Origin of the sequence: Comamonas terrae (genome assembly GCF_001544075.1) — a bacterium.
Taxonomy (GTDB): domain Bacteria; phylum Pseudomonadota; class Gammaproteobacteria; order Burkholderiales; family Burkholderiaceae_C; genus Comamonas; species Comamonas terrae.
On the sequence record NZ_BCNT01000027.1, the window covers coordinates 23,756 to 38,530 of the forward strand.

The window sequence follows — 14,775 nt, forward strand, 5'->3', positions numbered from 1 at the left end:
TGCATGGCATTACTGCCCGGCAGCTGCCGGAGTGGAACCGATTTCCCGCCAGCCTTGCATCACAGGGGCCAGCACGGATTGCACGTTTTCCAGCAATGCCAGGTCATTACGCACATTGGCCAGCGTCAATTGCGTGATGCTGTAGTCATACAGCGATGCCAGATTTTCGGCAATCTGCCCGCCTTGCACTGGATCCAGGGCGGCTTTCAACCCCTCTTCCAGAATACGGACGGACTTGCCGATCTGGCGGCCTTTTTCCTCGATATCGCTGCGCTGCATGGCGCCTTTGGCGGCATTCAGAGAGGCTTCCAGTGCATCGAACAGCAACTGGATCAGCGTATGCGGCGAAGCCCCGTCCACCACCGATTGAACGCCTACCTGCTTATAGGCATTCGCAGCATGACGATTGAGCGACGATGTGTACATATGAATTCCTCGGTGTCTGAAATCTATATCGACACCTGATCAGCGAACTGAAACCGAATCAGCGGTCACTTGTTCCACTGGCTCACTTGATTGGCCAGATAGGCACTGAGGCCGCTCATCGACCCCATGCGCTTGTCCAGCGATGCATATTGCGCACGCAGACGAGCCTCATATTGGTCAGCACGATCATTCACACGGTCCTGCTGCTTCGCATTGTCCTGCTTGGCCTTTCTCAGGCTGTCGGTCTTGGTGTCGAAGGTGCCGGTCTGGAAGGCCAGCATCTTGTCCGTAAACTCCTTGACCCGCATCGCCAGGCCCTTGCTGTTCGGCTGGCCATCCGTGCCCTCCGCAGACAACACCTGGGTCATCTTGTCAGGGTCTTGCAACGCAGCTTCCAGTTTGGCCTTGTCCGTCGCAGAGGTGCCGAACGACAGCTGCCCCCCCTTGCCCATCTGGATACCCAGATCCGACAGATTGATGCCGCCCAGGTTGGACGACAAGGTGGCACGCAGCTCGCTGGTAATGCTCACAATGCTGGAGTCGCCCTGCATGACGCCTCGCGTCTTGCTCTCGGCGTCGTACTTGGTGACATCGGCCAGCTTGGCGTTGAGAGCGTTGTATGCATCGATGAACGCCTGCAAATTCTTTTTCATGCCGTCGGTGTCCGCCGCCACCGTCACCAGGGCGGGCGCACCTGCCTGCGTCACCTGGCTGACCGTGAAGCTCAGGCCGGGCAGGGTTTGCTTGAATTCGTTGGTGGCCGATTCCACGTCAATACCGTTGACTTGAGCCTTGGCATTCTGCCCCGCCTGCAAAACCGCCGAAGGGGACGCTCCGGTGATTCCCAAGGCATCCGTTACTGCAGCATCGCCAGAAATCGTGAAGCCATTAGCGGCACCCGACTCCTTGGCGCGCATCATCAAGCGTTCGCCATTTGCATCCTTCAGCACCGAAGCCGTCACACCTGTGGAACTCGATTGCTTATTGATGGCATCTGCAACTTGACTCAAGGTCATGTTGGCCGTGATGTCGATCGTTGCCTTCTTATTCGCAGGATCCGACGAACTCGCGATCGTCAACTTACCATCGGCACCGAAAGTAGCCGCAGTAGCTCCGCTTGCAACGGCAAAATTCGCGCTCGCAACCGACTGCGCACGCGCCAGTTGAGAGACTGTAATTTCCGACGAGCTGGGCATGGCCGCCCCCGTCACCTTCACCGCCACCGCCGTATTGGACGAAGTCGCCGTCGCCAGTTGCCAGGCACCCTTGTCCGTCACCTTGCGCGCAGCATCCTGCAGCGTGGACATCAAGGACTTCAAAGTGCCCACTGTCGATATCTGCGTATCGAGAGACGACGCAGCATCCTTCAGCCGCTGAAGCGGCTGGCTTCTCTGCAAGGCTGTCAGTTGGCTGATGATCGAATTGCCATCGATACCAGCGCCAATACCTGCCGAACTTATGGTCCCCGCCATAGCATTCTCCTTTTCAGTACCAAGCCGTCAGCAAGATCGCCTTTACACAGACGATCCCACCAACGTCCTATCGGCACACCATCTTTGAACTTGAGGGCTACGGCTCCACCAAAGCCCCGGCAATTTACTGAATCAGTTTCAGCACCGACTGCGGCATCTGGTTGGCCTGCGCCAGCATGGCCGTCCCGGCTTGCTGCAGGATCTGCGTGCGGCTCAGATTGGCGGTTTCCTGCGCATAGTCCGCATCGGTGATGCGCGAACGGGCTGCGGCCGTATTTTCCGAAGCCACCTGCAGGTTGGAAACTACGGCTTCAAAACGATTCTGGGCAGCACCAAATGTTGCGCGGTGGGAGTTCACCAAGTCCAGGGCCTGATCGATGGCATCCATCGAAGCACGTGCGGCGCTTGCATCCACGGCAGTCGCGGACAAGGAGCCCAGCGGGCCGCCCAAGGTGTCGGGAGTACCCGCAACCACACCCAGGCCGCCGGGCGCAGCGGCCTTCAGGTCCACCCCCTGCAACGTAATCTGGTTGTCCGAACCCGTATTCGCCCCCACCTGGAACTCGACGGGATTGGTATTCGTCAGCAGCGGCAGACCATTGAACTTGGAACTTGTCGTCACACGAGCGATTTCCTCGGCCAGCTGCTTGAACTCCTTGTCCAATGAACCGCGGTCGGTCGTATTGTTAGTGTCGTTGGCGGCCTGCACGGCCAGCTCGCGCATGCGCTGCAGATTGTCGGTAATCTTGCTCAGTGCGCCTTCGGCGGTCTGCGCCATGGAAATGCCGTCGTTGGCATTGCGCATGGCCACATTCATGCCGCGTACCTGCGCATTCATGCGTTCGGCAATGGCCAGGCCTGCGGCGTCATCCTTGGCGCTGTTCACGCGCAGGCCCGAAGACAGGCGCTGCATGGTCGTTGCCAGCGAACTCTGGGAAGCACTTAGGTTACGTTGCGCGTTCAGCGAAATAAGATTGGTGTTGATGGTGGATGCCATGGGCAACTCCTCGTTAGGCACGAACAATGATGGCTTGCCGCTCCCCGGCCCCCATCATTGACGGCCACAGGAACGTCAGACAGCGCGCCAGACTTTACCCAGCCCTGCCTATCTGATGCATTGCATTGTGCTGATGCCACGCCACGCCTAAACAGCGATAAACGCCTGCTTCCCCCGCCAATTTCCATCGTTCGCGCCAACAAGCCTGGATAGGCTTGGCAGACTTTCCATCACCGCCACGATCCGGCGCTCTTCCCCTACCTCTCCATGACAAAGACTTTTCTGCACGTGGGCTGCGGCCCCCAGCGCAAGCACGGGACCACGCCCGGCTTCAACACCGATGCCTGGCAGGAACTACGGCTGGACATTGACGCCAGTGTCGCCCCCGACCTCATCGGCACCATGACAGATATGTCCAGCGTGGACGATGCGTCGGTGGACGCCATTTACTCCAGCCACAACATCGAGCACCTCTATCCCCATGAAGTGCCTCTGGCTCTTGCCGAGTTCCGGCGCGTTCTCAAGCCCGATGGCTTCGCCATCATCACCTGCCCTGACATGCAATCCGTTTGCGCCCTTGTCGCCAGCGGCCAGCTCACGGAACCCGCCTATATTTCCGCAGCAGGTCCCATCAGTCCTCTGGACATCCTGTACGGCCATCGCGCGGCCATGGCACAAGGCAATCTCTACATGGCTCACCGTTGCGGCTTTACCTGGCAGTCGATGAACGACGCCCTGCGCGCCGCAGGCTTTCCGATTGTCGCCTCGGTCGCCAGACCTGAAGCATTTGACATCTGGGCTGTCGCCAGCAACAGCCCGCGCAGCGAAGCAGAAATCCACCAGCTGGCCGCCCAGTATTTCCGCATGTAGTCTGCGCTCATCAAGATCCAAACAGTCAGGCACTTGCTGCCTTAAAAAAAGGCAATGCGCCCACCAGAGCGCATTGCCTTTTTGTCGGTCCGCGTTTGCCATACCAGCCGCATTCGGCCGGCATGGACTGCTGCAATCAGCGCAGCAGCGACAGCACACCTTGCGGCAGTTGATTGGCTTGAGCCACCATGGCGGTACCTGCTTGCTGCAGGATCTGAGCGCGGCTCAGATTGGCAGTTTCGGTGGCAAAGTCTGCGTCGGTAATACGCGAACGAGCCGATGCCGTGTTTTCCGAAGCGACTTGCAGGTTGGCAATCGTGGCTTCAAAACGATTCTGGGAGGCACCGAAAGTCGCACGCATGTCGCTGACTTCCTTCAATGCAGCATCAATGGAGCTGACTTCGCTCAAAGCAGCCGAAGCGTCGGTGCCCAGCGTTGCAGTCGATGCAGCGGTACCGCCGTAGCCCGTCGCTGCAGCAGCCTTGATATCAATCTGGTTGTCGGCTGCAGTGTTCGCGCCCACCTGGAAGGTGAAGGTCGCATCGGCCTGCAGCAGTTTCTTGCCGTTGAACTCGGTGTTGTTGGTGACACGGGCGATTTCTTCACCCAGCTGCTTGTACTCCTTGTCCATCGAGAGACGGTCATTGGTGGAGTTGGTGCCGTTGGCAGCCTGAACGGCGAGTTCACGCATGCGCTGCAGATTGTCGGTGATCTTGCTCAGCGCGCCTTCGCCAGTCTGTGCCAGCGAGATGCCATCGTTGGCGTTGCGAACCGCCACATTCATGCCACGGACCTGTGCATTCATGCGCTCAGCAATAGCCAGGCCTGCAGCGTCGTCCTTGGCACTGTTCACGCGCAGGCCGGAAGACAGGCGCTGCATGGTGGTGGACAGCGAGGACTGCGAAGTGCTCAGGTTGCGCTGGGCGTTGAGCGATTGCAGGTTGGTGTTGATGGACATGGTCATGGCGGTAACTCCTCAGTGAAATTCAAGACTTCTGAACTAGCTGTGGATGCGTTCTTTTGCTTCATCCATCTGCTGATGGTGTTTTCGGCGGCCCGAGGACGGACTTGAGGAGTTTTTTGGTTTTTTTTGCAGAAAAGGAGTCCAGCATCGTGGAATGCAGACCCTTGCTGCCGACTCCGCGGAATCGACTCACCGGTAGAAACAGTCGGTACATGATGGCGCTAACGCACAAATGCGAACCATTTCCGTCTGCGGCGTAATCCGCTGTAGCCATAGCAGCGGCGCTACCCGCAAGCAAGCGTTTCTATTGAGCCAACCGATTTCGGGCCCCGAATCCAGGCCGAACAAACGATGACAAAGACGACAAGGCCGGTACGACAGCTGCACAGCCTGCGCTTACCCATCTCTGTGGCAGGAGTGGCGCAAGAGTCAGCCGACCAGTGTCTCGTTCGGCTGGCTCATCCGGGCCGACTCCAGGGGCATTGACCGGGCCGATACCGCGTTCGCCCGGTGGCCGCCACGCAGATTGCGCCGATGATGTAGAAGGCGCGGCGCAATGCGCTGACTGAAGCTGCACGCCTCCAGCCCAAGCTCACCAGCTGGCAAGCTTCTCATGGCAATTGACACCTACGGCAAGAGGCTTCCCTATAGAGAACACTTTTCCCGTGTTTTATAGGACGGCAGGGGTGTCAACTGGAAAATTTATCCGGCCATCACCTCAGGTGTGGCAGCGATGGAAAGCATCCGCGGCGGCTCCAGGCCCAGGTCCTGGTAGCTGACGCACAGATCAACCGCGGGCTTGCCTTCGCACCAACGCGTCCAGGCCTGACGCAGCCCCAGGGCCAGTGCCTGCGATACCATGCCGGCCTGGCCACTTTCCTGTGCCTGCAGCACGGGGCGCAGCGCCTGGCGGATGGAAGACAATTGCTCCAGGTTGTCACTCCAATGGCGGGCCAGGTACAGCAGTTCCTGCGGATTGCGCGCTGCGAAATCGGCCGCCAGACCGACGCGGGCCAGCACTTCGGCGGACTGGCGACCGCACAGCAGCTCGCCCGTCAGAGTCAATGTGGGCACCCCCATCCAGAGCGCATGATTGGTGACAACGCCTCCAGAAAAAGGAAAGGTGTCCAGGCAGATGTCGATGTCGGCATGCGCCTTCATGTAGGCGCCAAAATTTGTTCTGGAGATGAAGCGTACACGCTGCTCGTCGATGCCTTCTTCCTTCAGCCACTCTTGCAGATGAGGCGGCGGGCCGGAGGGGTCGCAGGCACCAATGACCATGCGTGCGTCAGGTACGCTGCGCAGTACCTGTGCCCAGATAGCCACGACTTCGCGGTTGACCTTGACCAGCCTGTTGAAGGAGCCGAAGGTCAGATATCCGTTACGCAGCGCAGGCAAAGGCGCCACGGGTTCGGAGTGGATTCCGCCCTCGAAGACATAGGCCAGCGGCAGGCGCAGCATGTTTTCGGTCAGTTGCTGGCGCACGGCTTGGCCATCCAGCAGCAAATCGCTGAGCACCATGTAATCCATGGTCTGTAACCCAGTGCTGCCCGGGTTGCCGATCCAGGTCAGCTGCAGCGGTGCGGCACGGCGGGCGAATACATCCAACCGATGTCCTGAGGTATGGCCGCTGAGATCAAAGAGGATGTCGATGCCATCATCGCGCACCAATCGCTCCACGGATTGAGCCGACATATCCCTCACATTGCGCCACTGAGCAAACAGTTTCATGAAATGGTCGGATACCTCGTCATAGGTTGGATTGTTGCAGTAAGCGATGCATTCCATATCCTGACGCTTGCTCAGCTCACGCATGACAGGCAGGAAGAACTTGGCTGCGGCATGACTGCGCAGGTCCGCAGAGACAAAACCGATGCGTAGAACTTTGTGGGGGAGAGGGGTATTTGCGTGCCCTGCAATGCCATTGCCACCGTGCTGCCGTTGCATCAACTCGCCATACGACCTGCAAGCTGCTCCCAGCTGTGCAGGATTGGTATGGGGAGAATGCATCATGATGTGCAGCCGGGCACTATGCCCACCGGTACTGTCCGGATACCGGGCAAGCAATTCGTCATAGTGTTCCATGGCCTTTCGTACATCACCGCGCTTGCCCCAATACAGAGCTTCTGCATAAACCAGGTCATGCTCGCCAGGATGATGTGCCAGCCCCTGCTCCAGGGCTTGTGCCAATTTGTCCAGATCTTCTTTTTCGAGCTGCGCCACGCAGCGCAAACGGTGAGTGCGCAATGCGGAGCCATCTTCTTCCAGAAGCTGGTCCAACACTTCATCGCATTCTTCCCATTGCTTTTGCTGCAAAAGCACATGAGCCAGATCGTGAAGTACCAAAGCACGCATTTGGGGCTCAGGCTGCTGAGCGAGCACGCGACGCAGGCAAGCTGCGCATTCCGACAATCGAGTTCTGTCCTGCCTGAGAACGACAGCCAAGGAAGTCAAGGCATCCTGAGAGGCTGGCTCATTTTGAAGCGCCATGCGGTAAGCCATCTCGGCCTGCAATTGCCAGCCAAGGGCATGGAGCCAATAGCCGCAGGCCATATACATGCGGGTGCTTGATGCCTGCAGCATCAGCAGGGCCAGCAACTGCGCGGCAATTTGGTATTTTTCTTCACCATGCAATGCCTTGGACAAAGCCATCAGCGCCTGCGCCTTGTCGCCTTCATCGGCAGCTCGCAGCAAGGCATGCACATACCAGGGATAGGCCTCTTGCACCCTGCCTTGGGCAGCTAGAGCATCGCCCAATAGCCAGTAAAGCTTGACCACATCGGGCTGTAAAGCCAGCGCCGCCCGCAAAGACCGCTCGGCCTGGACGGGCTGCTCGCCCTCCAGCAGCAATTCGCCTTGCAGCATTTGCAGTCCAAGATCACCCGGCAGTTGCCGTACTGCACTGGCGGCTGCGGCCAAGGCGGCTTCACGATGGCCGCGCTCCTGTTCCAGATTGATACGCGCTTGCCATAGCAATGCACTGCGCGGGTATTGGCGCTGCAGCACCGCCAACTTCTCACTGGCAGCACCGAATTTGCGCAGTTGCAGCAGCTGTGCCAACGCCTGTACAGGCCCCGGCGGCAAGTCAGGCTCGGCGTGCGGAAGCACTTTCTTAGCGGGAGCAAGTTCAGGCAACAGGGCCGCTTGTGCCTCGAGAAAGGCGGCAGCTTCCTCGCCGCGAGCCAAGACCAGGTCCTTTTTCAGCTGCTCCAGCGAAATTTCCGGCATGTTCTGCTTGCGTGCCATGCCAATCAGCATGTCCGCCATATCCAGCAATCCTTCACGGATCAGCATGTTGATATAGGTACGCCAGTAGATGAAGGCTCGGGGATTGGCGCCGATGGCGGCTTCCAGGTACGGCAATGCATCAGCGCTGCGCAGCATATGCTGGCCCAGCAGCAGCCCCATGCCGTAAAGTGCCTGGGCATTGTCCGGATCTTGCTCCAGGGCCTGGGCATAGGCTTGCCTCGCGGCCTCGTATTCCCATTGCTCGTGCAATTTGAGGGCTTGCTGCAGAGGCGTGGTATCGGTCATTGGTAGCGGCACTGTCATGGCGGATTGCGGGGGCATACTGTGCATGGTGCCTCGAAGTGCACCCAAGCAATGCCCGGATCAGCGGCGAAAAATTCCCTCAGCTCAGGAGCTGTCGCAATTTGAGCAGCTCGGTATTCCAGCTGCCCTCCTGCTCTTGGACCAGGAGCTGCACGTGCGGATACCAGCCACAGCTGCCGCCGCAGATTTGCCAGCGCCAGTTCGGCAGGTGAGGTATCAACCCCCAGGTGTGTACACCCATGGCGCCTGCCAGATGCAGCGCCGTGTTGTCGATGCTGACCACATGATCGCAGCGGGAAATGAGCCAAGCCATGCCTTCCACGTCGGAGAAGCAATCGGCCGTATCGACAAGTTCAAAGCCGGCATGCCGGGCCATTTCCAGGTCTTGCGGTGGCGCCAGGTACTGCAGATTGACCAGAGCATGCCGCGATGGATCGAAAGCGGACAGCAGTGCCTGCATGCTCACGGAGCGCAGTGCACCGAAATCTTCATTCATGCTCAGCCAGCTGATGCCCACATATTGCTTGTCAGGCTGCCGACACCAATCCAATTCCGTCCGTTTCTCTGAAACGGGACGCAGTACAGGCTCCATCAGGGGCGGCGTATGGACCCGCTCCGGCCAGAGCGTGAACAAACCGCCCACAGGCAAGTGAGCGTCGAAACCCGCCAGATCAGCCGGAGGCCGGGACTGACCTTTTGGCGGACGCTGCACGAAATGCAGCCAGGGGAAATTCTCGGCATACATTCTTAGCAGGCGACGGTCGCACTCCACCGTGAATTCGCAGGGCAGATCCCGCAGAAAGACAAAGAAGCGCGAAAACATGATTTCATCGCCCAATCCCTGCTCAGCCCAGACAAGCACCTTGCGTGATTTCGCTGCAGGCGCCCAAAGCGAAAGCTTTTGGAAGACCGTCAAATCCTCATCACTGAACCGATATGCATAGTTTGTCGCACCGTCTGCGAGATAACCTGCAGATAACTGTGAAAGCGATAAATGAAAGATGCTTTTGGCAGAAGGCTCGATCTCTATGGATTTCCTATAACAGTCCACGCTGCCCTGAAAGTCCATTTTTTCATACAAAATCTGCCCCATGTGGAACCAGCTGCCCGCATGCTCCGGATTCTGCTGGAGCGCCGTCTCGAGAGCGACGTATGCCATATCGAGTCGCCGCGATTTTGCGCAGTACAGGGCCAACGCATGATAGAGCGCAATATATTCCGGGTTCCGGCCGATGGCGGCAAGATATTCTTCCACCACTTTCTCAAACCGTTCATTTTCGGCCAGCCCAAACAGCTTTTGCAGGATGCGAGGCTCCGATCTCATCGCGAAAACACCAGGAAAGTCGACTCATTGGTCAGCTGAAAGTCCATACTGGATGCCGATTTATGCGGTATCTTTTGATACTTCATCAGACGGAAACCATGCACATTGGCTTGCTGAATATAGAATTCAGCATCTCTGTAAATATGCCGGCCCGCGAATGTTCGATTCCAGCGAGCGTCCATGAGGCCCTGCAGCCAGACCTGAACCGGTGGCATATCGGCCCACAAGCCTTCCAGCGTCTCCTGCTCCAGGACCTGTATCACGTCCGCCAGCAGTAGGCAGTCGCCAGCCGCCGCGTCCAGCACCTGCAATATCTTCACCAGATCGCCCCCCTGCTGCTGCACCTGCCCGGTAACCGCATCCACCATACGCCAACCGGTCGAAACATTACCTTGGAGCTCCAGCACGCGACGGCCCTGTGCTTGCGCCCGGACGAAGTCCGCCAGCGCCCAGCCGCAAGGCTCTTGCTGCGGTGCCAATGGTGCTTTGGGCACCCACTGCCGGGTTGCCACCGTCCCGTTGCGGTAGAAATCCGACCGCTCTGCAATCGGACACAGCAAGTAATTGCTTGCATGCACCAACTCAAAGGCACGATGGACCCGGTAGCCATTCTCGACAACCCAGGAAAAGAAGCAGCCTTTGTTAGCGTTGCCGACCTCGATCATGATGAGAGGGCGCTGCTGCTGGATCAGCTGGCGCCCGCCTTCCAGAACCTCCAGCTCCATGCCTTCCACATCGATTTTCAGCAGATCAATGGCCGCACCAAAAGCATGCCCATCCAGGGTCTCGACGCGGATGGCCCCTCCCTGCGCCACATTCAAGCGGCTCGCACCCTGATTGGCAATGTCGAAATGCCCTAGCATCGCAGTGCATGGCCTGCTACCCATGCCCAATTCATGCACCTGATAGCGCGACGGATCGATACCGTTGATTTCGAAATTCCTGCGCAACTGGATCGCATTGGTCGTCACCGGTTCAAAGCAGTCGATTCTGGCGGCATCGGCAATACAACTCCAGAAGATAGCATGGTTTCCGATATTGCTGCCCACATCCACAATATGCGGCTGCCGTGGCAGGATGTACAGGGTTTCGACCAATTCCCGGGCCTCAAAGAACATCTCGTTGGCCAGATAATTCTGAATATGGTCCAGAGTATTGCTCAATTGGAATTTTGCATTTTTCCCTGCAAAATCAATATCGACCACTACATCGTTTTCTTGGCAAAACTGTGCAAACACATTACCAACAGCCCGTCTCCAATCCCCTCCCGATGCAGAGCGCGGCCCTGTCGAATGCTGTCCTCTGACATTAAAGAAAAGCGGCTGTTCAGACTTGAGACAGGTATATTTTCGCCATAACTGCAGATAGTATTTGAAATCTTCCCCGCAATCCATTTTCTCATCAAACGGATTTTCCAAAGCGATGCGCGCCTTGACAAAATGGCCCATCTGCAATGTAAGAAACGGGTCATGCTTGAGAATATCCTCAAGGCCATGAATGGGCATTATCTGATTCGGTCGTATCATACGACTGCTGCCATCGGGAGAAGATTCATGGATGGCACCCCAGATGGCGTCGTAATGCTCCAGATGGCCCGCAACCTGCTCGAACGCATCTTCAGCAAGCAAGTCGTCGGCATCCAGAAAGAAAATCCAGTCCGAATTCTGCGTCACAGCCTGCCGGACAGCCAGGTTCCTGGCCCTTGAGCGCCCTTGCCCAGCCGCATCATCCCAGCACAGAACATCGATCTCTGAAAACGCTCCCTTGCCTTTCGCAATGGCTTGGTACACGGAAGCAGTGGCTCTGTGCACCAAAGTCGCATGGCCTGGACCCACGGGGATCACGATGCTGCATTTCATTTTCAGGTCCTTGTCGAAGAAGTCCGAAGAGCCATACCAGGAAAGAGCACGTGCCGGACAGTATTTGCCAGTGTTACTTTGCCTCAACAAGCCCCCTACAAAAACACCGAAAGCTGCCGATGTAAGGGCAGATCCCCTGGCTTTTCCAGCCATACCTCGCCAGTCACCCCCCTCACAATCCCCCCCATGCTTGTCCTTATTGGTTACATCGTCGCCTTCGGCTGTATCTTCGGCGTGTACGTGCTGCACGGCGGCAACGTTTCGGTTCTCGCCAAGGCCCTGCCCTTTGAAATGCTGACCATCGGCGGCGGCGCCCTGGGTGCGTTCATCGTCTGCAACCAGCCCAAGGTGCTCAAGGCCACGGCCAAGGCCATTCCGGCAGCAGTCAAGGCAACCCGCCACAACAAGGCACGCTTCATGGAGCTGATGGCCCTGCTGTACGAGCTGCTGCAGAAGGCACGCAAGGAAGGCCTGATGTCCATCGAGGGCGATGTGGAAGAACCCCATGAATCGGCCATCTTCCAGAAATATCCCGAGTTGCTGGCCGACCACCATGTCGTCGAGTTCCTCACGGACTATCTGCGCATGATGGTGTCGGGCAATCTCAATTCGCACGAGATCGAAGCGCTGATGGACAGCGAGATCGATGCCCACCACGCCGAGGCCCACGGCCCGGTCGGAGCCCTGAATCGCCTCGCGGGCGCGCTGCCGGCTTTCGGCATCGTGGCCGCCGTGCTGGGCGTGGTGAACACCATGGGCTCGGTGGGCCAGCCGCCGTCGGTGCTGGGCGGCATGATCGCCTCGGCCCTGGTCGGCACATTCCTGGGCATCTTGCTGGCCTATGCGCTGGTGGAGCCCATGGCGGCGCTGATAGAGCAGCGCGCGCAGGACGCGGCCAAGGAACTGGAATGCATCAAGGCCACGCTGCTGGCCAGCATGCAGGGCTACAACCCGGCTACGGCCATCGAGTTCGGCCGCAAGGTGCTTTTCTCGACCGAGCGCCCGGGCTTCCTGGAGCTCGAAGCCCACGTCAAGGGCAAGAAGTGATGCCGGAAACCATGCAGCTCAGCGCAACAGCGCCCTGGCGCGGAGGCCGCCATGGCTGAAAAGAAACTCCAGCCCATCATCATCAAGCGCGTCAAGAAACGCGCCCATGGCGCGCATGGCGGCGCCTGGAAGATCGCCTATGCCGACTTCATGACGGCCATGATGGCGTTCTTTCTGCTGATGTGGCTGCTCGGCTCCACCGCCAAGGGCGAGCTGCAGGGCATTGCGGCCTATTTTTCCTCGCCGCTGAAGGTCTCGATGGCCGGCGGCGATGGCTCGGGCAACAGCTCCAGCATCATCCCCGGCGGCGGTAACGACCTGGCCAAGGTGCACGGCCAGGTGCGCCGGTCCGAGAACGACGATACCTCCAACCGCCGCTCCAGCACCGCCTCGGAAAAGTCCGATGCCGTTACCCAGGACGCCAAGCGCATCCAGGCGCTCAAGGCCAAGGTGGACGCACTGATCGCCAGCAATGCGCGCCTGAATGAATTCCGCTCGCAGATCCGCACCGAGATGACGCCCGACGGCTTGCAGATCCAGATCGTGGACGAGCAGAACCGACCCATGTTCGACAGCGGCAGCGCCGTGCTCAAGCCCTATATGCGCGACATTCTGCGCGAAGTGGGCTCGGCCCTGTCCAATGCGGAAAACCGCATCAGCCTCTCGGGCCATACGGATGCCGCGCCCTACGGCAACGGCGACCGCGGCTACAGCAACTGGGAACTGTCGGCCGACCGCGCCAACGCTTCGCGCCGCGAACTGGTGGCCGCCGGCATGCCCTTGAACCAGCTGGCGCGCGTGCTGGGCCTGGCCGACAGCGACCTGCTGCTGCCGGATGAGCCGCGCGCACCGCAGAACCGCCGCATCACCATCACGGTGCTGACCAAGGAAGCTGAAAAGCGGCTGCTGGGCTCCAATCATGCAGAAAAGATCGGCACCGCCGACCTCGCTGCCGGCGCCAGCCCCCGGCCGGTCCAGGCGCCACAGGCCACCGCGCCGCGCACAGCGGCCAGAAACGCTTCTGCAACGCCTGCCCCGGAGGTTTCCCTGAGTGAGAACGAAGTCTTTGTAACAAGTTCTGAAGTTCCTGCTCGGAGTGCCGAAAAGCAGGACAATGCACGCCAATTGCCATGATGATTCAAATTGTTACCAAAATGGCCGTATCCCAGACCTCTATGACCGAAAGGGCCTCTCGTGGCTAATGCCCTGCGCTTTTTGATTGTTGACGACTTCTCCACCATGCGCCGCATCGTGCGCAATCTGCTCAAGGAAAGCGGCTTTCCCGATGCGGACGAAGCGGAAGACGGCGTGGCAGCCCTGCACAAGCTGCGCTCGAGCAAGTTCGACTTTGTCGTCACAGACATCAACATGCCGAACATGAACGGTTTCCAGCTGCTGGCGGAAATCAAGCAGGACGACAAGCTCAAGCACCTGCCCGTGCTCATGGTCACGGCCGAGGCGCGCAAGGAGGACATCGTGGCCGCAGCCCAGGGCGGCGCAGCCGGCTATATCGTCAAACCCTTCACCAAGGCCACGCTGGAGGAGAAGGTCAACCTGATCCTCAAGAAACTGGGCATGTAAGCCATGAACAGCAGCAGCCCGGAGGCTCCGGCCGGCAACGTCCACCACAAGATTGGCCTGCTCACGCGCCAGTTGCACGACTCGCTCAATGAGCTGGGTTATGCGGACCGGCTGCGTGGCAGCATGGGTGAGCTGCCGGATGCGCAAAGCCGCCTCTCCTACATAGCGCGCCTGACCGGCGAAGCCGCCGAAAAGGTGCTGGGCCGTGTGGAAGTGGCCAAGGCCCAGCAGGATGCGCTGGCCGAGCGCGTGCGCACCATGCGCGCCGACCTGATCAAGGACCCCGTGGCAGCCGTGGCCAAAGGCCACATCATGAATTTTCTGCAGGAAGTGGAGGAAGGCTCGCAGCAGGCCGACGCCCATCTGACCGAGATCATGATGGCGCAGGACTTCCACGACCTCACCGGCCAGGTGATTGCCCGTGTGGTGGCACTGGCCGCCGATCTGGAATCGCAGCTGGTGGAGCTGCTGATCCAGACCTCTCCCGATCCGCAGGCCGCGGCGGCTGCGCCGCAGGATAAGCCGGCTGAGCACCTGGCCGGCCCCGTGGTCGACCCCGAGAACACGCCCGACGTGGTGACTTCGCAGTCGCAGGTGGACGACCTGCTGGCGAGCCTGGGGTTCTGAGGCTTTCTCCAAGCCGCGAGCGGCCATACTTCTCTTGCAAGCATAGGAGCCGGGCC

General features: G+C 59.0%; 12 protein-coding genes. 5 read left to right on the plus strand and 7 right to left on the minus strand.

What is annotated here, in order from left to right; all coding sequences use genetic code 11:
* Positions 1–9: 9 nt before the first annotated feature.
* The 3 genes from fliS to Cte04_RS21125 form a co-directional block, all read right to left on the minus strand.
* Positions 10–426: a flagellar export chaperone FliS gene (gene fliS, locus Cte04_RS21115; protein ID WP_066483806.1), complete on the minus strand. Its 417-nt coding sequence runs from the start codon at positions 424–426 to the stop codon at positions 10–12.
* A gap of 65 nt (positions 427–491) precedes the next feature.
* Positions 492–1,898 (minus strand): flagellar filament capping protein FliD, encoded by a 1,407-nt coding sequence (fliD, locus tag Cte04_RS21120; RefSeq protein ID WP_066483807.1) that lies wholly within the window; start codon positions 1,896–1,898, stop codon positions 492–494.
* A 124-nt stretch (positions 1,899–2,022) separates the two neighbouring features.
* Positions 2,023–2,895 carry a flagellin domain-containing protein gene (locus Cte04_RS21125; RefSeq protein ID WP_066483808.1) on the minus strand — a complete coding sequence of 291 codons (873 nt, stop codon included), beginning with the start codon at positions 2,893–2,895 and terminating at the stop codon, positions 2,023–2,025.
* Positions 2,896–3,162: 267 nt separating this feature from the next.
* On the opposite strand from Cte04_RS21125, the gene Cte04_RS21130 reads away from it, so the two are divergent.
* Complete coding sequence (locus Cte04_RS21130; protein ID WP_066483809.1) at positions 3,163–3,765, plus strand: class I SAM-dependent methyltransferase; 603 nt, start codon at positions 3,163–3,165, stop codon at positions 3,763–3,765.
* Positions 3,766–3,901: 136 nt separating this feature from the next.
* Here Cte04_RS21130 and Cte04_RS21135 read toward each other — a convergent pair whose 3' ends face one another.
* The 4 genes from Cte04_RS21135 to Cte04_RS21150 all read right to left on the minus strand — a co-directional run bounded on the left by Cte04_RS21135 (position 3,902) and on the right by Cte04_RS21150 (position 11,464).
* Entirely contained in the window at positions 3,902–4,729 is an 828-nt protein-coding gene (locus Cte04_RS21135; protein ID WP_066483810.1) for a flagellin domain-containing protein, read from the minus strand.
* Positions 4,730–5,431: 702 nt separating this feature from the next.
* Positions 5,432–8,263, minus strand: coding sequence for a tetratricopeptide repeat protein (locus Cte04_RS21140; protein WP_066483821.1), 2,832 nt, complete (start codon positions 8,261–8,263; stop codon positions 5,432–5,434).
* A gap of 97 nt (positions 8,264–8,360) precedes the next feature.
* The gene (locus Cte04_RS21145; protein WP_066483811.1) at positions 8,361–9,605 is read right to left on the minus strand and encodes a tetratricopeptide repeat protein; all 1,245 of its coding nucleotides are present in this window, start codon (positions 9,603–9,605) and stop codon (positions 8,361–8,363) included.
* Entirely contained in the window at positions 9,602–11,464 is a 1,863-nt protein-coding gene (locus Cte04_RS21150; RefSeq protein ID WP_066483812.1) for an FkbM family methyltransferase, read from the minus strand. The genes Cte04_RS21145 and Cte04_RS21150 overlap by 4 nt, the downstream gene beginning before the upstream one ends.
* Before the next feature lie 186 nt (positions 11,465–11,650).
* Here Cte04_RS21150 and motA point away from each other — a divergent pair, with 186 nt between their 5' ends.
* Genes motA through Cte04_RS21170 form a run of 4 tightly spaced genes read left to right on the plus strand, consistent with a single transcriptional unit; the run spans position 11,651 to position 14,719 of the window.
* The gene (gene motA, locus Cte04_RS21155; RefSeq protein WP_066483813.1) at positions 11,651–12,511 is read left to right on the plus strand and encodes a flagellar motor stator protein MotA; all 861 of its coding nucleotides are present in this window, start codon (positions 11,651–11,653) and stop codon (positions 12,509–12,511) included.
* 51 nt (positions 12,512–12,562) lie between these two features.
* Positions 12,563–13,645, plus strand: coding sequence for a flagellar motor protein MotB (gene motB, locus Cte04_RS21160; protein WP_066483814.1), 1,083 nt, complete (start codon positions 12,563–12,565; stop codon positions 13,643–13,645).
* A 60-nt stretch (positions 13,646–13,705) separates the two neighbouring features.
* Positions 13,706–14,092 (plus strand): chemotaxis response regulator CheY, encoded by a 387-nt coding sequence (gene cheY, locus Cte04_RS21165; RefSeq protein WP_066483815.1) that lies wholly within the window; start codon positions 13,706–13,708, stop codon positions 14,090–14,092.
* Positions 14,093–14,095: 3 nt separating this feature from the next.
* Positions 14,096–14,719, plus strand: coding sequence for a protein phosphatase CheZ (locus Cte04_RS21170; RefSeq protein ID WP_066483816.1), 624 nt, complete (start codon positions 14,096–14,098; stop codon positions 14,717–14,719).
* The last annotated feature ends 56 nt before the right edge of the window (positions 14,720–14,775 follow it).